The organism is Pseudonocardia nematodicida, from assembly GCF_040105385.1.
GTDB classification, from domain to species: domain Bacteria; phylum Actinomycetota; class Actinomycetes; order Mycobacteriales; family Pseudonocardiaceae; genus Pseudonocardia; species Pseudonocardia nematodicida.
The window spans coordinates 380,836-406,075 of sequence record NZ_JBEDNQ010000005.1 but is presented as its reverse complement, the minus strand read 5'-3'; the positions used below and the strand labels follow the sequence as shown (position 1 = coordinate 406,075).

Here is a 25,240-nt window from a genome sequence, read left to right as displayed (position 1 = left end):
GAGGCTGACTAGTCACGGCGACTGGGCTACAGCTCATTGATCCACTGGGCAAGGGACTGAAGCCGGCCGCTACTCACTCGCTCACGGAGCTTCGTAGCCGAGTGTTTGGCCTGCGGTCCGTACGCCTCAACCGGTGCTCCGGCGTCAACGTGAACCACGTTGTTGAAGAGCGGCGCGTTTTGCCGGCGTGCGTCGCACGCCGCCACAAGCCGAGCTGCGTCAAACTCGTTGGTGATGAGAACGTACGCGAAGTCCTTACTCGTAGACTCCAGTCGGACATAATCGTTGAAGTCGGATGGAAACTGCTCCTCGCGATCGCTGCGAATACTCCATTTCGCCGTAATGAGTATTCGATACTGATCGGCGTGTCGGACTAGCGCCAGGTCGACCTGTCGCGTTTTAGTTCCAGTTGAGGCGTTAAAACCGGGTAAGTCGTGTAGGTTCTTCCGAGTGCTAATTTCATATCGGGATGCGATGCTAGGTACCCGGTGCAGAACGGCGGCAAGGGTATCCTCGAATCCCTCGCCGACCATGTTCTTACGCTTGTTTTCCTTCGACAAATGCGACTGAACTCGGCGGACAAGATTCTGTGCCACTTCCTCGGGCACATCTCCGGTTAGGTAGTCTTTGAGAACGTCCAGGACTACAGAGACGAGCTCAGGGTCCTCGCCGGGGAGCGGAAAGTCTCGGTCGGCATATGGGGCCCGCTGCGCTTGCACCTTCGAGGGTTGATCCTGGCTGGCGATTACGGCCGCCAGATCGACGCTAGCTTGAGTGAACAACCAGTCGATGTGGAGGGCAACATCCTTTGGTGGGACATCAAATGACCGTGATATGCGGTCATGGAAGCGGAGTGAGCGTTCGTACCAGGGACGGCCAGGTTGGCACTTGTCACTCTCATAACAATGAGCCAGGCCGATAGTCTGATCGATCGACAGTAGTAAACGGTAGACGTGTTGCCAGGCATTCTTAGCGTCGACGTCGCCGGCTTCGCTGAAGTACTGGTTCAGCAGTCGTGCACGGTTCTCAACACCGAACGCTCGCTTGACCGGAGGTGCCTCGGCTGATGGAACGGACGCGGGCACGTCGAAGCCAGGCAGCGGCAGGCTGCCTGTCACTGATCGGCAGCTCGATGCAGCGCCGAGTTGACTACCTTCGATACTTCACGTGCAATCGCCATAGCTAGCAATGGTGGCACAGCGTTGCCGATCTGGCGATAGCGTGAGTGCGCAGCCCCGCCGCTGATGCGCCCGGTCAACTCGCCGCGACGAGGGTCAGTCGTCACGACGAAGTGGTCGGGGAACGACTGAAGCCGTGCAAACTCGCGGACCGTCAACGAACGTGCTGTTGCGTAATGGTAGACGGAGTCAGCCTTGGTGTTAAGGGTCCAGCCCCACATGCCTGGGTGCAATCGCCGGTACGCGTAGTAGTGGGCGCGGCCAAGCTGGCCGCTGCCGTTGGCGGGGCCCCATCTCTGGTCGCTTAGATACCGGACCCGGAGCTCATCAGTCAAGTCACGATGGTTTCCGCCAGCTGGAACAGCGTTCAGACGCTGGACTGTGTCTGCGTTCATTCGAGGAACACTGACATTCATCAACTCGTCACTGAGGCCACGGCGCATTAGCTCTTGGTAGGCCGACTGTGGCTCCGCCAGCTCTGCAATCTCAATGCTCTCTGCCCGCCGGCCGCTTTCAAGCACTTCCAAGTCCGAGATTGCCTGAGCGGCAGTTACCACACTCAGATCATTCGTATCGCGTAAGTGGTCAAGTATCGTCAAGTCTTCTACGCTACGTGAGACGACGCTATAGCTTTGTGCGTCGCGGCGCAGGCCGAGTCTGCTGGTAGCGCCACTTCCGGTTGGCATAAGGGGGGAAACTTCGAGATCGCGCCGGACGCCGAAGAAGATGAGGCGCTTACGCGTCTGCGGAACGCCGAAATTTGCAGCGTCTAACACCTGTGCGTTCAGATCGTAAGCGCCACTTATTGAAAGATCCTGTTTCACTTGCTCAAGGACGCCCATCTGAGCCATGCCCGGGACGTTCTCCATAATGAAAGCTGCTGGACGTGCGGAATCGACTGTTTGGACAAACTCACGGTAGAGAGAGTTCCGCGGGTCGTCGATCAACCGGCTATGGTTCCGTACTTGCGAGAATGCTTGGCAAGGCGGACCGCCGACAATGACATCGGCTCGACGTGCCACATCGAGAATTTCATCTCGGGTCGCTTTTGTGCGGATGTCCCCGACGATAGTTCTGGCCTGAGGAAAGTTGCCTGCGTATGTGGCACACGCATCAGGATCGTGGTCTGAACCGCCGATTATCTGGAAGCCGGCTTGGTGGAATCCCTGTGATAGACCTCCAGCTCCGGCAAATAGGTCAACTACTTTCAGTCGCCTCTTCCGAAACTTTGCTTTCCCTGTGCTTGGACCTTCATGCTGACTGGAAGGCGTCTCAAAGAGCGCGTGTTGATGGACGCCGGTCATGACGCGACCGATCCGTTCGTAGCGACAAGATCGACGTTGCGCGGCTTCGGGGGTGCTAGCGCACCAGACTCCGAGGCCGATGCATTCTGATCGCGAGCTTTGACCGAATCCTCCGTCGCGTGGTCCCCACCCAGCTTGCCATGGTGCCGTGGGTTGCCTTCCAGGACGTGCATGGGTAGACCCTCCGCCTCGTGCGTCACCTTGCCAAGCTGACGCGCCGAGCAGGAGGCAATCGCACGCCACCGCGAAGGAAATCTAGTGTCGTGGCGGCCGGCTTGTGCTCGGTCGGCGACGCTAGACCCACTGATCGGGTTAGGCGTCTCCACCGGTCACGTCCTTCGTAACGGCGTGGCCAGTGACCCGCTCAATCAGATCTACAACGGCAGTAAGCCGCTGTGAGAGGAACTGCTCGTAGTCGTCTGAGCTCAGTCCAGAGTCGGGACCCTGCTGGATAGCGTGAGAATCGAGCACATCCAGCAGCTTCTCAGCTCCGTAGGTCTTCTCCATCTGATCAAGGTACTGACTCGGTGGGCGCTTGCCGATGATCTTATTGGTCTCGGCGTCGATAAGCGCCCGGTTGAGTAGGAGCTCGCTCGGCACTCCCTTGGGCAGGAAGCCCTTTGGGAATATGTGGTGAGAGTCGATCCTTTTCTCTTTGACCTTGAGCGCGGTCAATCGCTGTGCCGAGTGGAAATCCTTTGCGCCCATGCGTATTGTTAGCGCCATAACTCCGGCATGGAGTGCTTTGCGGCGGACGTTAGCAGCGCGCAGCGTTGACTCGCTAAAGGAGAATGAAGCAACAGCTTCTGGTGCTTCTGCCTCCGGGTCTGCCAGCCACTTGGAAAGCCGGGAGTAGTCGGCACCGGCCTGGCTGTTGGCACCCTGATCGAAGTTCGCCATGAAGGTGGTGCACCAGAAGTACTGGCTGAGCCGTTCGAGAGCGCCACTTCGTTCGAGTGGTTTCATTGCGCGCACTTCAGGCCATGCCGCCGCCATGGTGACGATCAACATGCCGTACGGCAGCCAGCGCTTGCCAAGTACGCCGTAGTCATTCTGCAACAGGTCGAGGACGGCCGCGGCGCCCGAAGCGACCGGCGTCCAATGCTCCCGAATATCGTCGGCGGTAAGACTCCGAAGAACGTCTGCTCGCTGCGCGGATCGCCGTACGCGAAGTGATACTGCTTGCAAGAGCGGATAAGTCTCGACATCAAAGTCATCGAGAATGCTGTCTCGTTCGCGCGCCTCCTCTGAGAGCTCACGCAGATTCACGCCACTCGGATACAGACGGGCGGTGACAAGGTCGGACGCTCCGAGGGGCTTGCCGGTCCGGTTTAGCGTCTCGAAAATGTTGCAGACGGCTTCAAGTGCAGTCTTCGCAGGGAGTGTAACGACCGGGAAACCGTAGCTTCTAAGCGGAACTAAGTACGCGTCGTAAACTGCACGTAGCTGGCGCTTGAGCGCGTATTCTTGGTCGGCATCAGGTGCTGCGGCTCGTGCGAAGCCGTCTAGCCATTCGTGGAAGTCATCGAGCCGTTGTAGCGGGAACAGTCCCTCGGCGTACTGCCAGCCTCGGTCGCTGGGGTCGATGTCCTTGGTGGACCCCTCAACGACCACGATGGCTTCGTCAAAGTCAACTTCGTGCACTGGATGGACATCGCCGGCCTGGGATAAGAACTTTCTCAACCTAAGAAAGTACGTCTCCTCCGCTACGCCTGTCAGGGCGCGAAAGAGTGAAGTCAGTCGCTGCTGACCGTCAAGAATTAGCTCGTCGGCAGATTTGCTGCCGAGTTGCGGGGCGCCATCGACTGCTCTGGCCGCGAACGCGGCGTTGTCGTCACCTTGCTTCCAGAACAGCAAGGTGCCGGCGGGATATCTTGACATTATGCTACGCAGTAGCTCGACGGTTGACTTGCTGTCCCAGACGAAATCTCGTTGAAAATCGGGGACAGCGAGCTCGCGATCGTGAATTCGCTGCAGTAGGTAGCTAATCTGTTTGCCATTGGCCTCGAACACAGGATCCGCAGCATACGCTGAGGTCATTGTTGCTCCCGTCGATTGCCCCTCGCTTCCCGAGAATCTTACCGGATGCAAGGCGGGTCGTTTCGACGGGGTTCAATTCCTTCTTTGGTCGCGGATGTGGTCCGAAATGCGGTATCCACGGCAGTTCGGTCAGGTCGCACTCAGTGATGGGATGACGTGGTTCTGGCGTGGATCGCACCGCAGAGCAAGCAGTGGCCGTACCGCGTCCAACTTTGCGTGAGGGCCAGGCCGCGATCTCGCCGCAGGCTGGCGCGGTAAGCCAGCACTGAGAGCACGAACAGTCTTGCCTTGGCGGGTCAAGTGGTCTGAACTGCTTGGTGATGAGGCTGAGCGACCCGCTTAATGATGTCCAGACCAGGATCCTGCGCTGGATCGCTGATGGCTGCCCAGCAGGTCGGATGACAGGAACCTCTTACAAGCGGACAGCCGCGGCCCTACAAGACCGGCGTCTCGTCAAGATCGACAGGCGTGGCGGGGGATGGGTCGCTACAACGACCGACCGTGGCTTGTACTACCTGGAGCACGGTACGTATCCGGCAGCCGTCGCGTCGCCCGCTCGCAACCCGCGGGCGCGTCCCGTATCGCCGGCCGACGGATCGGCGAATCCCCGTCCTGTTGCCGGCAGCTCCACCGCGACGTCTGCGATCGTTGAAAGTCCGGTGTCGGCTGCTCGGCAGCCCCGTGTTCCGCCCACTGAGGCGTTGGTTGCTGAGGTCGTAGCCGCGGGCGGCCGGTTGGAGTTTGGCGATAAGGACCGAGCGCAGCCGATCTACAAGCTGACCGAGCTGGTGCGACACGTCAACCGGTTCAGCAAGGCTCCCGACGGTCAGCGGCTACAGCTAGAGCGGATCCGTCCCCCAGGCTTGGACTGGCGTACCCCTGTTCGGTACATCCTCTTCTTCGAGCAGGGACCGGAGAGCCGGGAGGCGCCTCTCCAGCCTGTGCCGGTACCGGGACAAGTCCGTCGGTACCACCCAGCGGTCAGGCAGCTTCGTGGGGATCAGAAGCATCCTTCCGGCGTCGTTGCGGCTCGACGTTGGCGCATCCTGCACGCGATCGCGGTTGAAGCGGAGCACCGTGGCTACGAGGTGACGGCGTACGCGCTCCGGTCGGATCGTGACCTGCGCAGCAGACATGAGGTGTGGGACCTGTTGCTGATGTTGGACGGTGAGACCGTCCCCCTCGGGCTGAGCCAAGAGAACGACCGGGTCGAGCACGTCCCGACTGCTCGGGAGCTTGCAGAGAAGCAGCGGTACAGCTGGACGCGCATACCCACGCATGACACGGTCCCGAGCGACAGGCTTCGACTCGACGTTGGCGGTCTGCACGGCACCGAACGTCAGTCGTTCTGGGCCGATAGGAAGCGCTGGTCGCTCGAGGAAAAGCTCCCGGAAGCCCTCCGCGAGGTCGCGGTCCGTATCGACGAGCTCGGTGCGAAACGCGCGGCCCGTGCGCAAGCAGAAGTTGCCCACCAGGAGGCTGTCGAGCAGGAACGGGTGCGGGCCCGTGAGCGTGCGGCAGAGTCGCACCGGAAGGAGTTGTTAGACAGGCAGTTGGAGCGATGGCGAGACGGACGTGAGCTACGGGCGTTCGCAGCAGACCTTGAGGCACGGATCGAAGCAGCAGAGGGATCGCCGACAGCCGATGACAGGGCCATCGCAGAGGCCCGGCGGTGGCTGGCTTGGATCGAGGAGCGAGCAGCGTACGTTGATCCGCTGACGGACTTGCCTGGCTGGCCGGAAGCGCCGGACCTGCCGCTGTACCAGTTAGAAAAGTTCATGCGGCGTATACCGGAACCGATCGAGATGCACTATCGCCCGCGACGCTATGACTAACTCTCCGATGAGGACTTTGCGCGGACGCTCGACAGGTGTGCCTCAGAGCTAGTCGCTGATGAACTGCCGCAGCCAGTTCGCCACCGCATCCTTCGTGACCAGCCCCGCTGAGCGCAGAGCGTCCACGATGTCTGCGCCGCTGATCAGGGCAATCGGGTGCTGGTCGGACCTGACCTCGGTATACACCTGCCGATGGAAGTACGACGTCGTGACGAAGACGCCAAAGTGCCGGTGCCGCAGCCGGGAGATGAGCCGCGCGACGTCACGGACCCCCACCGGAGTACTGGCGCTATAGCACTTCGCTTCAAGGGCAAAGTCGATCGTGATCGGATCCGACTTCGGCCCCAGGACGTACTCGCCGACGGCGTCCCGCCCGCCATCGCGGCTTGGCTGGGTCACGTCGCACTTGCCGGTAGAAGGTGCGATGAGCCTCCACAGCTCCACCGCACAGGCCTCGAAGTCGTGCTCTCGGTCTCGGAACGTCTCGCGGATCAGGGTCAAGACCTGGCGCTGGTGCGCCGCACCGGGCATCTGCTCCTCGGGCGTCCGCACGGTAGAGGTCGTGGGCGCGAGCAGCGGCTGAAAGCGCCGCCCCGCCACCCAGGAAGACCAGGCCTCCGGGCATGACGGGCTGTCCACGCCGTTGCCGTCGAGGACGTCGTCGAGCCACGTGCGAGTCACTGTCGCCGCGGTGAGGACTGTGAAGTGGGCCCGGTAGTTCTGGAAGCGGAGCCCGGCAGTGCTGCGCCAGATGGCCTGGAGCTCGTCGTCGGCTGTCAGTCCGGCTGCGCCCGGCACCAGCAACCCCCGGAACCTGATCCGCCGGCCGGGACCTGTCTTCTGAAAGAGCAAGAAGGGCGGCACCCGTCGACGCGTTTGGACCGATCCGTGACTCCACTCGAAGGCATCGCGGAGCAGCACGTTGCCGAGGCGTCGCGTGTCGTGGAGCTCGTGACCAGGTGTGCGGTTGTCTCCGTAGTAGGTGAAGACCCCGGTCTGCGGATCAAGCACATCTGGCCAGTCGATCTCAGCGCCGGTGGTGTAAAGGACAACCAGCCTGACCTCGCCACGCTTCGGCGAACCCGAGTACCGGAAGCCACCCTGGTTGCCGACTGGGACAAGTCTGGCGATCGGGTCGTCGGCCGCTGTGCCGCTGCCGCCACCGTCGTACAGCTGATCGATGACCAAGTCAGCCGTTGCCAGATCGGAGAAGGGCACGACGCGCGCGGTCTCTGACACGCGCGAAGGCTATCTAGCGGCCCACACCACCCTGCTGCCTGGCAGAAGAAGAGTGCGGGACCTCACCGGCGCTGACCTCGGTCTGACCACGATGGACCCCTGGCGATCATCAGAAGTGATGATCCCGATCGGCTGGTCAGCGGCCGTACCGCCGGAACTGTCGGGGTGTGTCCGTAGCTTGCGGTCTGCGATGGATAGGAGGCAGCCGTGGCTAGGTGTAGGAAGATCCGGTACCGAGACCGCATCGCCGCTCTTCTGGCGTTAGCGTCCGCAACTAATCGACATCGAGCCGACCGAGTTAAGACTGAGCGCCGCGCTTACCGATGCCACCGGTGCCGTGGCTGGCACCTTACTAGCCAGCAAGCATTATAAGACGACGAGCACTGATCAGCCTCGCAAACCAGCGGTGTCTAGAGAAGGGCCCTTTGTGTCGGCGGACCTGCGGCGTTCCGCACCGCACGATCATCGATATTGATGATCTACGAGCCGGCCTGTCGTCCTTGCGTGGCGCAGACTCTTGGTGCCGTACAGTGACACTGACGATCGGAGAGAATTTACTTCTCCAGGCCGGCTGCCCAGGGTGGTCACAAGCAGAGAGCTGTGGAGCAGGTTCCGGACGAACCCAATGATTTCCGTGAGTGAACCGTCCTCCGTGAAAAATGATATAGTGAGGGAAAATGAAGAAGCTAAGTATTGTTCTCGAAAACTGCCACGGTATCCGCTCACTTAAAACAGTTATCAGCTACAGGAAGTCTAGGTCGGCGGCCATATATGCGCCCAACGGAACAATGAAGACGTCGTTCGCGCGAACATTTCAAGATCTCGCAACAAATGAAGACACGCGTGACAATATGTTCCCCGATCGCGTAACTCGCCGGGAGATAAAGGACCAAGACGATAATGCTATTGAACCGTCTGATGTAGTGGTAATCTTGTCATATGACGAAGATCTTGGTCCGACCGAGGCGACATCAACGCTACTGGTGAACGCTGACCTGCGTCGCGAATATGAAGTGCTACATAGAGAACTGATTGAGGCCCGTGATGAGCTTGCGGCGGCACTAACCACGCAGGCGGGCACCCGTCGAGACGTCGTTCATGAAGTTGCAGCAACGTTTACAGCGGAGACAGATGGATTCTTTCATGCTCTCGCTCGAATCCATGACGAAGTGGCAGCCCAGACCGGGGCGCCATATGCCGAAGTGCCGTACGACGTTGTCTTCAACGAAAAGGTCTTACCTCTTCTTGATAAGCCGGAGTTTCAGACTGCGCTGGCCGACTACATCAACCGTTTGAACGATCTTCTCGATGAGTCTAGGTATTTTGACCGCGAGACGTTCAGCTATTATAACGCCACTACCGTTACCAAGAGCCTTGCCGACAACGGATTTTTCGCGGCCCAGCATGCACTGCTCTTGCGTGACGGAGATGGCGAGGCTGTCGAGGTGACCGACAAGGCACAGCTTGAGCAGCTTATCGGCGATGAGAAGAAGAAGATTGCCGACGACGGCACGCTTCGTAAGAAAATGGAAGCCATTGAAAAGGCTCTCAACAAAAATGTCGATGTGCGTGCGTTTCAGCGCTACATAGCCGAGCACCCAGAACTACTTTCGGAACTTTCGAACGTCGCGCTTTTCCGTGAGCGCGTTTGGAAGTCCTACATCAAGAGCCACGAAGAGCTGTACGTGCGGGTAGTCCAGTGTTATCGGAACGCAGAAGATCGAAAGCGTGAGATCGAAGCGCAAGCCGCGAGAGAGCAGACCCAGTGGGAGCACGTAATTGATCTATTTAACAAGCGGTTCTTTGTCCCATTCCACTTGAACGCTCACAACCGCGATCAGGTAGTCCTTGGTCAAGAACCGATCCTCAAGCTAGGGTTCGAGTTTGACGACGGAGTCGAGCGGCGGGTGGTCGAGCGTCAGGACCTGCTTCAAGTTCTGAGCAATGGCGAGAAAAAGGCACTCTACATCCTCAATGTTTTATTTGAGGTCGAGGCGCGCCGAAATTCAGAACGCGACACGCTCTTCGTGATTGACGACATTGCCGACTCCTTTGACTACAAGAACAAGTACGCCATCATCCAGTATTTGAAGGAGATGGCTGGGCAGCCCAACTTCCGACTCATGATCTTGACGCACAACTTCGATTTCTTCCGTACCGTCGAGAGTCGTAACGTTGTGGGCTACAGTAATTGCCTGACAGCCCAGCGCAACAGTGATGGTGTCACCGTCGCTCCGGCATCTGGCATCAAGAACCCGTTCATCAAGGACTTCAAGGGTGAGTTCTACGACCATCCAATGAAGCGAATCGCGTGCATCCCGTTTATTCGCAACATCTTGGAGTACACGAAGGGAGAGACCGACGCAGACTACTTGAGGCTAACTTCTTTGCTGCACTGGAAATCGGATACCGGCTCAATCAAGCAGATGGATCTCGACGAGACGTTTCAGAGGGTCTTCGGTAATGCAGGTTCCTGGGGTAGCAACGAGGAGCCTGTCTTCGATCTAATTCTAGCCCAAGCCGCAGCCGCACTTACGGCCGATGAAGGCATCAACTTTGAGAACAAGATCGTTCTATCTATCGCCATACGTCTTGTCGCTGAGCAACACATGGTAGCTGCAATCGCCGACCCGACGGTGCTCGCAGGCATCGACGCACATCAGACTCAGGCGCTATATGCTAGATATCGCGCGGATGGGCTTGGCGACGATGAGTCGCGCCGAGTCCTCGACTCTGTTGTGCTAATGACTCCTGAGAATATCCATGTCAACTCCTTCATGTACGAACCAATCATCGACATGTCGGATATGCATCTCCGTGAGCTCTTTCGTGATGTATCGACGCTGTGATGCTTTCGAATCTTACAATAGGATGGCCCAAACGACGCTATTCGGAACGCTGACGATTGGCGCGGATGTCCTCGAGCGGTACGCCGAGCTCGCGTTCGAGTCTTCCGGCCAGCTTGGCGTCGTGGTCGCGCAGCGCGGTGATGGCTTCTTCGGTGATCCGGCCAATGCGCCGGACTTCTTCTCGCAGCGCCGCCAGCTCGTCGGCCCGGGCGACTGCGTCGGCACCACACCATCGCCGGACGAGTTCACGGGCTGGCCGGTCGCGTACCTCGAACTCGGCGCACATCTCCGGTTCGTAGTAGCCGCCGTAACCGGTACTGCGGCCCCAGCGCATGCCGCGTTCCGCCTGCTGCTGCTGTCGGTGCAGCTCAGTGAGCAGCACATCCGCGTTGGCCATGGCGCGGCGCTGCAGGACGGTCTCGGTCACTGGCCAAGGAACGACCAGCTGGCTGGCCGTCTGGAAGGAGGCCGGGTGCTCTAGGTCCACCCGATCCAAACCGAGCTCTTGGCAGACCGCGTCGACGTCACGGATGAACATCAGTCCGGCGTCGTTGTTGTAGCCCAGTTCAGCTGCTGGCCAGTCCGGAAGGGACTCTTCGACGTTCCACGCGGCCCGCTCCTCGATGCTGTCACGAATGCTGCCACTGGCGACGCGGGCAGCCTCCCACCGATCTTGCAGCTGTTGCCACTCCGCACCCTGTGCCCATGGCACCTTGAGCCGGGCCGGTGGCACCCACTCCTCACGCCCTTCCTGCGCTTCGTCGACGAAACGCACTCGTACCCGAGGCGGACGGTTGGTGCCAATCTTGAGTACTTCGACTTCAGTGACCCGGTCGATGGCCCGGGCGCGGTACGCCCAGCGCTCACCGACGGCCGGCTCGGGACTGCTCACCCCGTCAGCTAACCCGCTTCAGCCTGATGGCGGCGAGCGGAGCAGGTGACGACGAGGCGGGCAACCGCGGGCAGTCGCTGGTCCGACCTGCTCTGCCCCGTGCGCGCCGACCGCAGGACGACCGTCGAGATCATCAACCCTGATGAGCCGTGGCGGCTGAGGCCCATCCTGTTCCGTGGAAACTGTCGGTGGCCCCCAGTACGGTGCCGACCGACGATCGGAGTGGCCTTGTTCGAGCAGGATCCCAATAGTACGTACGTCGCCTTATGGCCGATAAAGCGGGGTGCCGGTTGATGGTGGACAGGCACACGCAGCTCTTGACTGCAGCTACTTTGATTCAGGAGAATGAGTTTGCTGTATGAATAAATTTATCAGAGAGTTGACGCTCGACGCGATTGACAGAGATGCACAGTTCGTCGGTCGGCTAGTTAGCTCCGTTGGGGTGGGTCGAGCGAAGAAGGTGGCTGGCATCATCATGCCGGCGATCGCTCCTTTCCTCTCGCTATTCGTGCATGAATCCGCAGCTAAGCTGAGGAGCATCGAAGGCAGTAATTTCGTCGAGCTGACGCAAGAGGTTGCCAATATAGTGAAGGAATCGCGGCATTCGCTCAAGTACTTTGACGACAGTAAGAAGTCGGTTGCCGAGCTGCTGGCATATATGGACGAGGTGGTTGTGCCGGCGCATCGAGAGAAGTTTCTCGGCAATGCATGGCTCCCATGGGCTCGTCGTTTCGAGAGTGATTTAGGGATCTACAGCTACAACGGGCTTCCGATTGCCAATACGCATGGCATTTCGATGTCGATGGGCCTGACGGTCATTGAGATTGTCGGCGGTGTAAGGGAACGAGTTGTCGAGGTCGCTACGGCTCAAGGCGAGTACTTCTCGCGCATCGGCGCAACGTTCGATAATGCGGCCCGTTCGTTCGCCACCGAAATGGACCCTGCGCTGCTTAAATCTCACGACCGGAGGAGTGAGAAAGTGTATGGCCGTGCGTTCGCCTCGTTTGAGCCGAACGCCACAGCTTTTTTGATAAATCATGCATGCGTCGTCAACTTGATGAGAGAGGTCCTCCGCCTGGATCGAGATAGTAGTTCAGTAAACACCGTTATGAAGCTTCGCTATCTGACGTTGTATCAAGTTGCTCGGAGCTTAGAGATTGTTCTGAACGACTCTCGGTTCTCGGACATTGACTCCAAGTGGCGGCCGCTGGCCCTCAAGACGATAAGCTCCTGGCCATTTAGGGAAGTCATTTCGGAGGATGCTAGGCCCCTCCGGAATACGTTAATGCATTATGGTTTGGACTCGCGGATCAGCGCAGAGAACCTCGACCTCTCGCGAAGGCTTTACGGATTGCCGGGCGCCTGCCTAGGCGGTATGGGATTTGACGAGTTTGCTGGATTGGTTGATGAAAGTTTGTTGCAACTCCAGATGTTGCTGAATAATCAACTTGGCCGGATCTAGGTCGCAAACAGGTGAGCAACCCGGCGGGCCGATGGCCTTCAACGACAGCGCTGCGGTTGCTGATCACGATGACTGGCCTTCCCCGCAATTGCACCGGCACGCTGCTGCCTGGCAAGAGGTCGCGAACCGGCCGAGATGCCGAAGCATTGTCTTAACTGGATGAGTAAAATAGACTAGCATTTGTGTCGGCTCGCTGTTACTGCTTGAAGAGTCGGTACAAAGTTTAATAGCGTAGAGCATATGCTGGAGGCGATGTGCAAGGACTTCTCGATACAGAGCTTGTGAGTGGCCCGTATGAGGTGACGACAAAAATTCGGCCGAGCCGCTACGGAGTGCCGATCATTCCAGAGGCTGGGACTCTAGATTTTGAACGCAAAGTTGCCGAGCTATGCCAATTTTGGGCAGGCTCAAGTTGGCCAATGTTGCCCGTGCATGACGACAAAATCCCAGACGTCTACGCAGAATGCTTGAAGGTCGATGAGGTCGACTACCTCCGCAACGACCATGCAGTTGAGGGGCTTCGTCGAATAAAGCAGGCGCATGAGCGGGCTACACCAATTGTGTATCCGTTGTCGAGTAAGCCTCGAGACCAGTATGGGCGACACGTCGAGGTCGTGAATCTTGCCTTAGACGACCCCTGGAGGCAGGCATATCTTGCGGTGTTAGGAAATTTGCCTGAGCAGCCCGAGCCAAGATTTGTGGATCAGTATGACTTACTTGAGGGCTTGAGTTACGATCAGTTCATCCCGATCGAGCGAGTTGAGGCTCAAGGCTCGTTAGGTGACCTGGTCGATCGGTTGCAGGCCCGCAACAGGCTGACGCCCAGGCAGCTTAGTACGCTCTACCTCGCTCATGGCATGAAACCCGACACCTCGTACTTGGGGGCCGCTCCGACGTTTCCGTCGCGGCACGCAATCAGGCGCGCGGTCGGCCCCAACATTGTTGTTGTCCTTGGTCCGGGATCTGTCGACGACCTAGCCTACTTGTGGAATTTGCGCGCTGCCCACGGCGATCACTACACCATGCCAATAGGGATTCCATTCGAATTGCTGTCAGAAGATGCAATCAGCTTCTTGCAGGAGCCTGGTCGCGCCGCAATGTTTGGATTTGCGGGTGGCAAGATCCACTTGACTTCATGGTCTCTACCTAGCGAGGCTGTCTTAAAGCGGGTTCCCCGGCAGTCCAACCCGTTCGTCGAACCGAGAGAGCTGTTTACTTTCGGTCCCTCAGCTGGGAGGCACGGCAGTCAGATTACCTTTTGGTCGAGCGGGCGCACCTCGCTGATGCCTCTCCTCGAAGCAGAGGGTGATGTGCTGAGTGCGGTTGCGGGATCCTTTAGGGGTGGAACTCTGACGCTTGACGTCCGACTGAGCGAGTATCCGCTACCAAGCGACGAGACGATGCGAGGCGTGGAGTTCGGGCCGACGTTCAGAGGCGGGGCGGCACAGGTCAGGGTGCACGAACTACGCCGGAAAGAGACAGTCGATGTAGCGTGGCCATCGGCGTGGACTTCTCTAGAAGCAGTCGCGCGAACTCGCGGGCTTTCGGTGTCGTCGTCAGATCCTGGCACGGCGGCACTCTCTATTGTTCATTCGCTCGGCGGTATCGACCAAATTCGATGGCTGCTACATGAGCCTCTCATTGATCTCTTCTACCGTATTGCTGAGCGCAGCGGTATGGCGTACTGGAAGGATCGATGGAGGAAGGCGGAGGCCGCGCTTAGATCGCGCGGGGTCGCCGAGGCTGACCTCGAAGCAGTTGCGCTTACCCATGGTCGCGACGATTTAGCGATCGCACCGTCAGGTGAGGGCCGAGAGATTGGTTTCGACAAATTTAAAGCAGCACTTGCGGGACGACCAGAAGCGGCCAAGCACTGGGTAGCGTGGGCCGAGCGCAAACATCTTCTAGTTCGTGGCACGACCGTGAAGTGTCCTGACTGCAAGGCTAGTACCTGGCTGCCTATGTCATCGTTGCCGCCACCAGTTGGTTGCGTGGGTTGCGGCCGAGAGATCGATCAGCCCTATGGTGCAGATCTGCTCAAGTTCACCTACAGGTTGGGTGAGTCGCTCCGTCGCGTGCTTGAAATGGATTGTCTAGGTCACTTGTTCGCGCTCCACTGGTTTTGGAGAGTATTCGGCGGAAGAGGGACGCTAGTAGGTGGCCACCCGGGGGTGACCTTCAAGGACCGAGCCAGTAAGCGAGATATCGGCGAAGCCGATGTTGCGCTTCTATTTTCCGATGGAAGCCTCGTTCCGCTTGAGGTGAAGCGGACAGTACGTGGCTTGGGTGCCGAGGCAATTGAGCTCATGGACACGCTCCGTGATCGCCTTGGGTCGTCATGGGATGCGTTTGCGATAACACAGCCAGCGTCCGAGTGTACGGCGGCTGCGGCGTTCCGCCGACAAATGCCTGATTTGCCACGTTTCATGATGTCTTACGACCAGTTGCTTGATCCGCATCCTGTAGTGGCGCTGGGTGCCGACCCATTCGAATGGGATCCAAATGGCCAGGAACGAACTTCTCGCAGGCAGAAGGAGTTCATTCAGCGGGTGGTGCAGGGCAATTTGGATAAGCCTTACGATTTTGTATCGGCCTCCCTGCTTCGGGAAGAGTAGCCAGTGTTGACGGCTATCTAGTTCGGGGCCGTCGCTTCCGCGCACCCTCCTCGCGCAGCACCCGCTTGACTGTGGTCAGCCCAAAGCCGTAGCACGAGGCAAGCTCCTTCGCCTCGGCACCGTTGCGGTAGTCCTCGATCATCCGCGCGATGCCGGCCTCGCCGAGCAAGATGCGGATGGACTGTTGCGCGCGAGGGCGGAGGGCTCGTGGTGAACCAGGACGAGGTGCCGGTGAGTCGAGCCAGACCGTGGCCATGCCGCACAGGCTCCTGACCGGCGGCGACATGCTTGAGAGCGCCTCCGTCAGGTCCACCACGTCACCGATGGGCCGCTTTCCGTTCGAGGAGGGCGGCCCTTTCTCTTTCCCGGGAGTGACGCCGCGTGTACCGGTGGTGATCCCGAATGGCTAGGGTGTGACGGGTGACCGAGGATCCACTCTCCCGTCCCGTGATCGATCACTCCGCTCCCACCATCGCGCGCTGTTACGACTTCTCGCTCGGTGGCAAGGACAACTTCGAGATCGACCGGGCGGCCATGGCCGTCATCGAGGAACACGTCCCCGAGGCCGCCGTCCTCGCCCGGGTGAACCGTGCGTGGCACATCCGCGCGACCCGGTTCGTCGCCACCCAGGCGGGGATCACCCAGCACCTCGATCTCGGCGCGGGGCTGCCGACGGTGGAGAACACCCACGAGGTCGTGCACCGCAGCCTCCCGGACGCGCGGATCGTCTACGTCGACAACGACCCGTCGGCCGTCGCGCACGGTCGCGCACTGCTCGACGACAACAACCTCGTGCGGTACGTCGAGGGTGACCTCACCAAGCCGACCGAGATCCTCGCCGACCCGGTCACCAGCACCCACCTCGACCTGACCGAGCCGATCGTGCTCTACCACAGCGCGACCCTGCACCACCAGCCGGACGAGGGTCTGCCCGAGCTCATGCGCACCTATGTGGACGCACTCGCGCCGGGGTCCTTCGTGGTGCTCAGCCACTTCTGGGACCCGGGCGGCGAGGCCGGGAAGCTGGTGCACCGCATCCGCGAGGTCATGCTCACCCTCGGGATGGACGGCGCGTACTTCCGCAGCCGCGAGCAGATCCTCGAGTTCCTGCCCGGTCTGGAGCTGCTGCCCGGCAACCCCGACGACACCACCGGCCTCGTGCCCCAGCCGCAGTGGTGGCCGGACGGCCCGGGCTCCACGTTCCCCGGCCTCGTCCCCGGATGCATCGTCGGCGCCGTCGGCCGGAAGAACTGAGCGCCCGCCCGGGCGCCTCGCGGCCCGGGTGATCGTCGACCGGGGTCCGGTCGGTGCCGTCGGCGGCACCTGCCGGAACCCGGACGGTGATCGTGGACTCGGCCGGGCCGGGAACACGGAGGCGCCGCCTCGCGTTGGCGCTGCGGCCCGTCCCGTTCCCGCCCCGGAGGTCCCGTGCCCGTCCTGCCGTCCCCGTCCGACCAGGCCGAACGACTGATCGCGCTCGGCGCGACCGGGCCGCTGGGCCCGGACGTCCTGCGCAAGGAGGCCGCAGCGCTCCCGGACCGGCCCGGCCTGCTCGTCGTCGGCGGTGCCCGCCCGTCGGACCTCGCACCGCTGCTCCGGCGTGCCGGCCGGCCCGGGTTCGTGGTCGAGGACATGACCGATGTCGACGACTTCGTCCCGGTGGTCGAGGTCCCCGACGCGCCGGTGTGGCTGCTGGAGGACCCGGACCGGGGCGACGATCTCGCGAACGCGTCGCCGGCCGAGGCGCAGGTCGTGTTCGACGGCGGCGGCCGGACCCCGCTGCTGCTCACCGAAGGAATCCAGTGGGTACTGCAGGTACCCGAGGTGCTGGAACGCAACCGCTGCTTCATGACGATCGGGTCCCGGCTGCGCAAGCCCACCGGACGCCTCGACGCCCGCACCCCGGCGGTGTGGATCTCGAACGGCACCGGGCGGGACGGCCGGGACCGCCGGGACGCCCCGAAGGTCGGCTGGTGCTGGTGGAACAACCGGCACACCTGGCTCGGCTTCGCCTCCGCCGCCCACCGCACCACCGCCGCCTGACGCCGCAGCGCGCGCCACGCACACCTACGGGGCGCCGCACGACGACGCGGGGCAGAGCTCGGGCGGGCGCGGCGCGGCTCGTCAGCTCGGGTCGGCCGCCCGCGCGACCCCGGCTGCGCGCTCCGTCCCGGCCGCCCACTCCACCCGGGCTGTGCGCTCCACGCCGGGGGGTAGGGCGACGCCGCCCGCGCCGAGGGTGTGCAGCAGCCGGAGCAGTGCCGACGCGGCGGGCGAGAACGGCCGGCGTGGGTTGTGGATCATGCACACGTCCCGCCGGACCTCCGGATCGCGCAGCGGGACCCGGGCCAGGTTCGCGAAGCCCAGCAGCGGCAGGACCAGGCCCGGCACCGCGGACACCCCGAGCCCGGCCGCGACCAGCCCGCCGACGGCGAGGATGTTGCGCGCCCCGGTGACCGGGCCGAGGCCGATGCCCTGCTCGGCGAGCACCCGGTCGGTGTGCGCGCGGATGCTGCTGCTCGGGTCGAACGCGACGAACGCCCGGTCCCGCAGATCCGCCCAGGCCACCGAGCCGCGGGCCGCCAGCGGATCGTCGTCGCGGGTGACGAGGTGGAACGTGTCCCGGACCAGCCGGGTCACGTGCAGCCCGGCCGGCGGTCCGGTGAGGACGGTCAGCCCCAGGTCCGCGGTGCCGTCACGCACCCGGTCGAGGACCTCGGTGGACAGACCGTCGTGCACGGTCACGGTGACGCCCCGGTGGTTCTCCCGGTAGGCCGCGAGGGCCGGCGGGAGCAGACCCGCCGCGAGCGACGGCAGCGCCGCGATCGTGACGTGGCCGCGCACCCCCGCGAGGTATCCGGTCAGGTGCGCCATCGCGGCGCCGTGCTCGGCGAGCACGTGCCGGGCGAGCGCGACGACCTCGGCGCCCTCCGTGGTCGTCTGCACGGACCGGGTGGTGCGCCGGAACAGCGCGACGCCGACCCGGCGCTCGACCGCCTGCACCGTCCGGGACAGCGAGGACTGCGCCAGGCCGAGCGCGGCCGCCGCATCGGAGAAGCTGGCCGCGTCGGCGACGGCGACCACGGCGCGGAGCTGCCGGATCTCCAGATCCATGCTCGGCATACATCAATCTATCCCGAATTGATGGTGGACAGGCAATCGATCTCGCGGCCAGAGTGATCCGGCCTGGCCACGAGAGGACAGACAATGGTGACCGTCCTGGGCTTCCTGACCATCGGGGTGATCCTCACCCTCCTGCTGACCCGACGGGTCAGCGCCGTCGTCGCACTCGCCGGAGTGCCGGTGGTGACCGCGTTCATCGCGGGCTTCTCACCGGCCGAGGTCGGCGGGTTCGTCTCCGACGGTCTCGCCGGTGTCGTCGGCGTGACCGCGATGTTCGTCTTCGCGATCGTCTACTTCGGAGTGATGCGGGACGCCGGGCTGTTCGACCCGGTGATCCGCAAGCTGGTCGCGCTGGCGGGCAACGCTCCGACCACGGTGTGCCTGGCGACGACGGCGCTGGCGACCGCCGCGCACCTCGACGGCGCCGGGGCGACCACGTTCCTGATCACGATCCCGGCGATGCTGCCGCTGTTCGACCGGCTCGGGATGAGCCGGCTGACGCTGACCGTGTGCGTCGGGATGGGCGCCGGGGTGATGAACCTGCTGCCCTGGGGCGGCCCCACCGCCCGCGCGGCGACGACCGTCGGGGTGGACGCGAACGAGCTGTGGGTGCCGCTGATCCCCGCCCAGATCGCCGGGATCCTGCTGGCCCTCGGCATCGCGTGGTTCCTCGGGCGGCGGGAGTCGCGGCGCCCGGAGGTGCGCGAGGCCGTCCGCGCAGTACTGGAGGACGGCGAGCGGGCCCGCGCCGCCGACCCCGCAGCGACCGGTCCCGGAGCCGGCGCGCCGCCGACCGCCGGTCGTGCGGGTCCGGACGCGGACGGGACCGGGTCCGCCGCGGACCCCGGTGGAGCGGGGCCGGACACCGGTGACGACCGCACGGCCGTCGGCACGGACGCCGGGACCGCCGGTGGGGGCACCGTCACCGCGACCGAGCCGGACCTGCGTCGGCCCCGCCTGCTCTGGGTGAACGCCGCGCTGACGGCGGCCACCGTCGGCGTACTGATCAGCGGCGCCGTGCCGCTGGAGATGGTCTTCCTGGTCGCATCGATCATCGCCCTGGTCGTCAACTACCCGGGGCTGGAGCAGCAGACCGAGCGGATCAACGCCCAGGCCCGCGGCGCGATGCTGATGGCCTCCACGCTGCTCGCCGCCGGCGCCTTCCTCGGGATCCTCGAGGGCAGCGGCATGATCGAGGGCATGGGCGTCGCGGTCGCCTCGGCGATCCCCACGACGCTCGGGACGGCGATGCCACTGGTCGTGGGCATCCTCGGGGTGCCGCTCAGCCTGCTGTTCGGCCCGGACGCCTACTACTTCGGCGTACTGCCGGTACTGACCGGCGTCGGCGCGGAGTTCGGCGTCGCCCCGGTCGACCTGGCCCGGGCGTCGATCGTCGGCCAGGAGACCGTCGGCTTCCCGATCAGCCCGCTGACCGGGTCGTTCTACCTGCTCGTCGGCCTCGCGGGGGTCGACATCGGACGGCACATCCGGGCGCTGTTCGGCTGGGTCTGGCTGATCAGCCTCGTGATGCTCGCCGTCGCGATCCTCACCGGCGCGATCACACTGTAAGGAGAGTCGATGACGGGGACACGCAGCACGCGGGTCGGGGCGGGAGCCGGGTTCGCCGGCGACCGGATCGACCCGGCCCTGCGGCTGGTCGAACAGGCCGGGCTGGACCACATCGTGTTCGAGTGTCTGGGTGAACGGACGGTCGCGGCGGGCACGCTGCGCCGGCTCGGTGACCCGGCCGCCGGGTACGACCCGCTGCTGGCGGCCCGGCTCACCGCCGTGCTGCCCGCGTGCCGGTCGCGGGGCACCACGCTGATCACGAACTCGGGCTCGGCGAACCCGGTCGCCGCGGGCGAGCTCGCCGGGCGGACGGTGGCCCGGACCGGGGTCGGTCCCACCCGGGTCGCGGTGGTGACCGGCGACGACGTGCTCGACGCCGTCCGCCGGGCCGACCCGGTCGTCTGGGAGACCGGCCTCCCGGTGTCCGCGGGCCCCGAACCGGTGTCCGCGCACGCCTACCTCGGTGCCGAGCCGATCACCGAGGCGCTCGACGCCGGCGCCCACGTCGTGCTCACCGGCCGGGTCGCCGACCCCGCCCTCTACGTCGGGGCGCTGCGGTACGAGCTGGGCTGGGACGCGCAGGACCCGCACCTGACCGGCGTCGGCACGATGGTCGGCCACCTGCTGGAGTGCGCGGGCCAGCTGACGGGCGGCTACTTCGCCGACCCCGGCACCAAACCGGTGCCGGACATGGCCCGGCTCGGCTTCCCGTTCGCCGACGTCACCGCCGACGGCCGCGTCGTCCTGGGCAAGCTCGCCTCCGACGGCGGCCTGCTCGACCGCCGGACCTGCATCGAGCAGCTGCTCTACGAGGTCGGCGACCCGACCGCCTACCTGACCCCGGACGTCACCGCGGACTTCTCCGGTGTCACCTTCCACGAGACCGGGCCGGACGCGGTCCGCGCCGAGGGCGCCACCGGCCGCGCCCGCCCGGACACCCTCAAGGTCACCCTCGGCTACCCCGGCGGCTGGGTCGGGGAGGGGCAGATCAGCTACGCCGGACCGCGCGCCCTGGACCGGGCGCGGCTGGCCGCGGACATCGTCCGGGAGCGGCTGGCGACGGTCCACGGCCTGTGCGACGACGACGTGGAGGCCGAGTTCCTCGGCGCCGGCGCCGCGCACCGGGGGCTGGCCGACCCCGGGGACCCGGCCGAGGTCCGGCTGCGGGTCGCCGCCCGGGTGCCGGACCGGGCGTGGGCCGAGCTGGTCGGCTGGGAGGTCGAGTCGCTCTACACCAACGGTCCCGCCGGGGGCGGCGGCGCGCGCCACTCGGTGACCGAGCAGGTCGTCGTCCGGTCGTGTGCGCTGGACCGGGACCTGGTGCACCCGGTGACGACGGTGGAGGAGGTGCGCTGATGCGGGTCGACGACCTGGCCGACGTCCGCGCCGGCGACAAGGGCGACCACCTGATGCTGGCCGTCGTCCCGCGCGGCGACGAGGCGTGGACGGTCCTGCGGGAACGGCTCACCGCCGACGCGGTCGGGCGGCACTTCGGGCCCGCGGTGACCGGCCCGGTGGACCGGCACGAGCTGCCCGGGCTCCCGGCGCTGCTGTTCCGGATCCCCGGGGTGCTGGCCGGCGGCGTCACCGGTTCGCTGACCCTCGACGGGCACGGCAAGACGCTGTCCTACCACCTGCTGACCCTCGAGATCGACGACGGATCGTGATCACCCCGCCTCCCGGCGTAGCGGCGCGGACGGCCAGGATGGGCCGATGACAGGATTCGCGAGCTGGGGCGACGTGGCCGGCCGGCTGGACGAGACGCTGCGGACCGCGGCCGCGTCGGAGGGGACGATTGTACTCGTCGAAGCGACGAGTACTGGTCGCTACCTGCAGGCCGTCGCCGCCGGGCAGGGCGTGCTGCACGTCGAGGCCGACGGCGGCGGCCGGTTCCGCGACCGGCTCCCGCGCGACCAGCGCGACGCGCTGTCCGAACGCGGCTGGATCCCGCCGCGCCGCGGGGCGAACACCGGGCCGAACTTCGCGCGGCACGACGCGGCCCCGGACGCCGAGCTCGTCGAGCAGCTGCTGGGCGCGTTGCGCGACGTGTACGGCGCCGGGCCCGCGGAGGTCCGGGTGCGGACGCAGGACGGCTGAGACAGCGGACGGCTGAGCGCCTATGCGGTCCGGGTCAGGGTCGCCGCGACCCCGACGGCGGCGGCCAGGACGAGGATCTCCACGGCCGCCCAGGCGAGCACCGGCACTCGCCCGGCCCGCAGCGCCCGCCGGGTCAGCCCGCCGAGCGCGGCCGCACCGGCCAACAGGACGATCTTGGTCAGCACCAGCGCCCCGTAGGCGGTGGTGACCAGCTCGACCGGCGAGCCCAGCCGGGCCGTGGCGGCGAGCAGCCCGGACGACGCGAGCACCGCGAGCGCCCACCCGGCCGCCCGGGAGAACCGGGGCAGCGCGGTCGTGAGCAGGTCGTCGCGATGTGCCAGGACCAGCATCGCCCCGAGCCCGCCCGTCCACACCAGCGCCGCCGCCACGTGCAGCACCACCCCGGGCACGGCGACGACCGCGTTCCCCGACGCGGCCGCGTGCCCGGTCGCCGCGGGCGCGGCCGCGCCCGCCAGCACGATCACCAGCGCCAGGGCCGGCGGGCCGGCGCCCCGGCCCGGCGCGGCGGGCCCGGACAGGGCGCAGCCGGCCAGCAACGCGACGGTCGCCCCGGCCGCGAGCAGCCCGGCCCCGGCCGTCGGGCCGGTCAGGTAGGCGACGACGTCGTCCGCACGGACCGCGGAGAGCGGGCGCCCGGACAGCAGCGCGCCGCGGACGGCCGCCTCGACCAGCAGCACGCAGAACCAGGCGGCCGCCGCGACGGTCAGCACCCGGTCGGCGCCGGGGACCCGCCCGGGCACCAGCACCGCGGACAGCGCGGCACCCGCCGCGAGCACGGCGACCAGGTCGGCGGTGGCCCGGACGACGGTGGCGGCGAGGTCGACCGGGATGCCGTCCGGGCCGAGCCCGCCGGTCGCACCGGCCGCGAGCACGGCGGCACCGACGACCACCGTGGTCCACCCGGCCGGTGCGGCGACCGGCGCCGCGCCCACGGCCGGCGAGCCGCCCGGCGGGCTCAGGCCCGGCCGCGGCGCAGTGCGAGCGCCGCGCCTCCGCCGACCACGACCACCGCGCCGAGGATCCAGGGCCAGACCGGGGCGCCGCCGTCGTCGGGGGTCGTGGCGGCCTGCTCCGTCGGGGCCTGCGCGGGTGCGGCCGGGGTAGCCGGAGCGTCCGGGGCCGCGGCCGCACCGGGCGAGGTGAGGGTGAAGGGCACGGTGCCCTCCACCGGGTGCCCGTCGTCGGAGATCACCCGGTAGTCGACGGTGTAGTCGCCCGCCGGTCCCAGCGGGCGCAGCGGAACCGTGAGGGTCCCGGCCTCGGCGGTGGCCGGGCCGGCGACGGCGTCGGCGCCGTCCGGGCCGGTCACGGTGACGGTCGCCGTGTCGGCGGCGACGTCCTCGTTGAAGGTCAGCGTCACCTCCGGCGGGGCCTGTGCGAGCTGCGCGCCCTCGGCCGGGGAGCTGGACTCGAGCTCGGTGTGCGCCCAGGCGGGCGCCGCACCGAGCAGCAGGGCGACCGTGCCGGCGAGCAGCACGACGACGATCCGCCGGGCCGTGGTGACGAGCGGGTGGTGCGAGTTCACGTCGGGAGTGGTCGTCCGCGAGGCGTGTCCGGTTCCCGGCGCGTGCGCACGATCACCCGAGGCGCCGGAGCGCCTCGGAGGCGGCCAGGTACCCGGACATGCCGTGCACCCCGCCGCCGGGCGGGGTCGCCGCCGAGCACAGGTAGGTGCCGGGCAGCGGCGTGGCGTACCGGGACCAGCGCGGCACCGGCCCGAGCAGCGCGGAGTACAGCCCGGCCATGCCGCCGTTGATGGCGCCGCCGACGTAGTTCTCGTCGTACCGCTGGTGATCGGTGGCGGTGCGGACGCTGCGGGACAGCACCAGGTCGCCGAACCCGGGCGCGAACCGCTCGACCTGCCGCTCGATCGCCGCGCTCACGTCCCGGTCCGACCCGTGCGGCACGTGGCAGTAGGCCCACAGCGTGTGGCCGCCGTCCGGCGCCCGGGTCGGGTCCGCGACGCCGGCCTGCACGGCGAGCACGTAGGGCGCGTCCGGGTGCCGTCCGCCCTCGGTCTCGGCCTCGGAGCGGGCGATCTGCTCGAGCGTGCCGCCGAGGTGCAGCGTCCCGGCGCGGTGGCAGTCCGGGTTCGTCCAGGGCACCGGCCCGGACAGCTCGTAGTCGACCTTGCAGACGCCCGGGCCGTAGTGGTGCCGGGCCAGCGCCCGGTCGTACGACGGCGGCAGCGCGTCCCCGGCGATCTCCCGCAGCTGGAACGGGGTGACGTCGAGCAGCCGCAGCCGCGAGGGCGGCAGGTCGGCGAGCGAGGAGACCCGGTGCCCGCACACCACCTCCCCTCCGAGCCGTTCCAGCTCGCGCACCAGTGCCGCGCTCAGCACCGCGGACCCGCCCTCGACCACCGGCCAGTCCGCCGCGTGCGCCGCGACGAGCAGGGCCAGCGCGAAGGCGGAGGTCAGCGGCGCGTCGAGCCGGCGGATCGCGTGCGCCCCGGCGCCGGCGAACAGCGCGCGGGCCTCCTCGGAGCGGAACGCGGTGCGGGCCAGCGTCTCGACCGGCAGCATCCCGGGCAGCCCGAACCGGGCCAGGGTCACCGGGTGCCGGGGGACCCGGCGCAGCGTGCCCAGCATCTCCGGCCACAGCTCGGTGTGCTTCTCGACCAGCGGGCCGAGCAGGCGGGCCCAGGCGCGGCCGTCGCCGTCGTGCACCGCGTCCAGGCCGGCCGCGGTCCCGGCGACCGAGCGGTGCCCGAGCGCGGCGCGGCCGCCGTCGAGCGGGTGCGCGAACGCGATCGGCGGGTAGCGCATCCGCACGCCGAGCGCGTCCAGGTCGAGGGTCCGGAAGAACGGCGAGACCATCGCGAGGGACTGGACGGTGGAGCAGACGTCGTGCGTCCAGCCGTCCCGGGTCACGCTGCGCAGCCCGCCGCCCGGGGTGTCCGCGGCCTCGTACACCCGCACCCCGAGCCCGGCGCGGGCCAGGGTGATCGCGGCGGCGAGCCCGTTCGGGCCCGCCCCGACGACGACGGCGTCGGTCCTCACCGCAGTGTCGTCCG

General features: G+C 65.3%; 20 protein-coding genes. 10 read left to right on the top strand and 10 right to left on the bottom strand.

Annotated features, from left to right (window positions below; all coding sequences use genetic code 11):
* Positions 1-26: 26 nt before the first annotated feature.
* The 3 genes from WIS52_RS14900 to WIS52_RS14890 form a co-directional block, all read right to left on the bottom strand.
* Entirely contained in the window at positions 27-1,118 is a 1,092-nt protein-coding gene (locus tag WIS52_RS14900) for a hypothetical protein (protein ID WP_349298830.1), read from the bottom strand.
* Positions 1,115-2,482, bottom strand: a complete 1,368-nt coding sequence (locus WIS52_RS14895; protein WP_349298829.1) for a DNA cytosine methyltransferase — start codon at positions 2,480-2,482, stop codon at positions 1,115-1,117. The genes WIS52_RS14900 and WIS52_RS14895 overlap by 4 nt, the downstream gene beginning before the upstream one ends.
* Positions 2,483-2,794: 312 nt before the next feature.
* On the bottom strand, positions 2,795-4,495 hold the full coding sequence (locus WIS52_RS14890) for a GmrSD restriction endonuclease domain-containing protein (RefSeq protein ID WP_349298828.1): 1,701 nt from the start codon (positions 4,493-4,495) through the stop codon (positions 2,795-2,797).
* A gap of 728 nt (positions 4,496-5,223) precedes the next feature.
* Between WIS52_RS14890 and WIS52_RS14885 the strand changes: the two genes are divergently transcribed.
* Positions 5,224-6,357 carry a hypothetical protein gene (locus WIS52_RS14885; RefSeq protein ID WP_349298827.1) on the top strand — a complete coding sequence of 378 codons (1,134 nt, stop codon included), beginning with the start codon at positions 5,224-5,226 and terminating at the stop codon, positions 6,355-6,357.
* Between the two features lie 48 nt (positions 6,358-6,405).
* Here the strand turns inward: WIS52_RS14885 and WIS52_RS14880 are convergent, their stop codons facing one another.
* Complete coding sequence (locus WIS52_RS14880) at positions 6,406-7,596, bottom strand: restriction endonuclease (protein WP_349298826.1); 1,191 nt, start codon at positions 7,594-7,596, stop codon at positions 6,406-6,408.
* Positions 7,597-8,273: 677 nt separating this feature from the next.
* On the opposite strand from WIS52_RS14880, the gene WIS52_RS14875 reads away from it, so the two are divergent.
* On the top strand, positions 8,274-10,445 hold the full coding sequence (locus tag WIS52_RS14875) for an AAA family ATPase (RefSeq protein WP_349298825.1): 2,172 nt from the start codon (positions 8,274-8,276) through the stop codon (positions 10,443-10,445).
* Between the two features lie 37 nt (positions 10,446-10,482).
* Here WIS52_RS14875 and WIS52_RS14870 read toward each other — a convergent pair whose 3' ends face one another.
* Complete coding sequence (locus tag WIS52_RS14870) at positions 10,483-11,337, bottom strand: hypothetical protein (protein WP_349298824.1); 855 nt, start codon at positions 11,335-11,337, stop codon at positions 10,483-10,485.
* Between the two features lie 460 nt (positions 11,338-11,797).
* On the opposite strand from WIS52_RS14870, the gene WIS52_RS14865 reads away from it, so the two are divergent.
* Both WIS52_RS14865 and WIS52_RS14860 read left to right on the top strand, forming a co-directional pair.
* The gene (locus WIS52_RS14865) at positions 11,798-12,799 is read left to right on the top strand and encodes a hypothetical protein (RefSeq protein ID WP_349298823.1); all 1,002 of its coding nucleotides are present in this window, start codon (positions 11,798-11,800) and stop codon (positions 12,797-12,799) included.
* A gap of 428 nt (positions 12,800-13,227) precedes the next feature.
* On the top strand, positions 13,228-15,414 hold the full coding sequence (locus tag WIS52_RS14860) for a hypothetical protein (protein WP_349298822.1): 2,187 nt from the start codon (positions 13,228-13,230) through the stop codon (positions 15,412-15,414).
* 13 nt (positions 15,415-15,427) lie between these two features.
* Here the strand turns inward: WIS52_RS14860 and WIS52_RS14855 are convergent, their stop codons facing one another.
* Positions 15,428-15,730, bottom strand: coding sequence for a hypothetical protein (locus WIS52_RS14855; RefSeq protein WP_349298821.1), 303 nt, complete (start codon positions 15,728-15,730; stop codon positions 15,428-15,430).
* A 104-nt stretch (positions 15,731-15,834) separates the two neighbouring features.
* On the opposite strand from WIS52_RS14855, the gene WIS52_RS14850 reads away from it, so the two are divergent.
* Both WIS52_RS14850 and WIS52_RS14845 read left to right on the top strand, forming a co-directional pair.
* Entirely contained in the window at positions 15,835-16,668 is an 834-nt protein-coding gene (locus WIS52_RS14850) for an SAM-dependent methyltransferase (RefSeq protein ID WP_349298820.1), read from the top strand.
* A gap of 174 nt (positions 16,669-16,842) precedes the next feature.
* Entirely contained in the window at positions 16,843-17,457 is a 615-nt protein-coding gene (locus WIS52_RS14845) for a DUF5701 family protein (protein ID WP_349298819.1), read from the top strand.
* Positions 17,458-17,538: 81 nt separating this feature from the next.
* On the opposite strand, the gene WIS52_RS14840 is transcribed toward WIS52_RS14845, so the two are convergent.
* Positions 17,539-18,537 (bottom strand): LysR family transcriptional regulator, encoded by a 999-nt coding sequence (locus WIS52_RS14840; protein ID WP_349298818.1) that lies wholly within the window; start codon positions 18,535-18,537, stop codon positions 17,539-17,541.
* 84 nt (positions 18,538-18,621) lie between these two features.
* On the opposite strand from WIS52_RS14840, the gene WIS52_RS14835 reads away from it, so the two are divergent.
* Genes WIS52_RS14835 through WIS52_RS14820 form a run of 4 tightly spaced genes read left to right on the top strand, consistent with a single transcriptional unit; the run spans position 18,622 to position 22,203 of the window.
* Positions 18,622-20,106: a CitMHS family transporter gene (locus tag WIS52_RS14835; RefSeq protein WP_349298817.1), complete on the top strand. Its 1,485-nt coding sequence runs from the start codon at positions 18,622-18,624 to the stop codon at positions 20,104-20,106.
* Between the two features lie 9 nt (positions 20,107-20,115).
* Positions 20,116-21,462 (top strand): acyclic terpene utilization AtuA family protein, encoded by a 1,347-nt coding sequence (locus tag WIS52_RS14830; protein ID WP_349298816.1) that lies wholly within the window; start codon positions 20,116-20,118, stop codon positions 21,460-21,462.
* Complete coding sequence (locus WIS52_RS14825) at positions 21,462-21,773, top strand: AtuA-related protein (RefSeq protein ID WP_349298815.1); 312 nt, start codon at positions 21,462-21,464, stop codon at positions 21,771-21,773. Before WIS52_RS14830 ends, WIS52_RS14825 begins: the two co-directional genes overlap by 1 nt.
* A gap of 46 nt (positions 21,774-21,819) precedes the next feature.
* A complete protein-coding gene (locus tag WIS52_RS14820) occupies positions 21,820-22,203 on the top strand; it encodes a TY-Chap domain-containing protein (protein WP_349298814.1) in 384 nt (127 codons plus the stop codon).
* Positions 22,204-22,223: 20 nt separating this feature from the next.
* Here the strand turns inward: WIS52_RS14820 and WIS52_RS14815 are convergent, their stop codons facing one another.
* The 3 genes from WIS52_RS14815 to WIS52_RS14805 are packed head-to-tail and all read right to left on the bottom strand — an operon-like array spanning position 22,224 to position 25,226.
* Positions 22,224-23,156, bottom strand: coding sequence for a CopD family protein (locus tag WIS52_RS14815; protein WP_349298813.1), 933 nt, complete (start codon positions 23,154-23,156; stop codon positions 22,224-22,226).
* A gap of 23 nt (positions 23,157-23,179) precedes the next feature.
* Positions 23,180-23,749, bottom strand: coding sequence for a copper resistance CopC family protein (locus WIS52_RS14810; RefSeq protein ID WP_349298812.1), 570 nt, complete (start codon positions 23,747-23,749; stop codon positions 23,180-23,182).
* A 52-nt stretch (positions 23,750-23,801) separates the two neighbouring features.
* The gene (locus WIS52_RS14805) at positions 23,802-25,226 is read right to left on the bottom strand and encodes a phytoene desaturase family protein (protein WP_349298811.1); all 1,425 of its coding nucleotides are present in this window, start codon (positions 25,224-25,226) and stop codon (positions 23,802-23,804) included.
* Positions 25,227-25,240 lie beyond the last annotated feature (14 nt).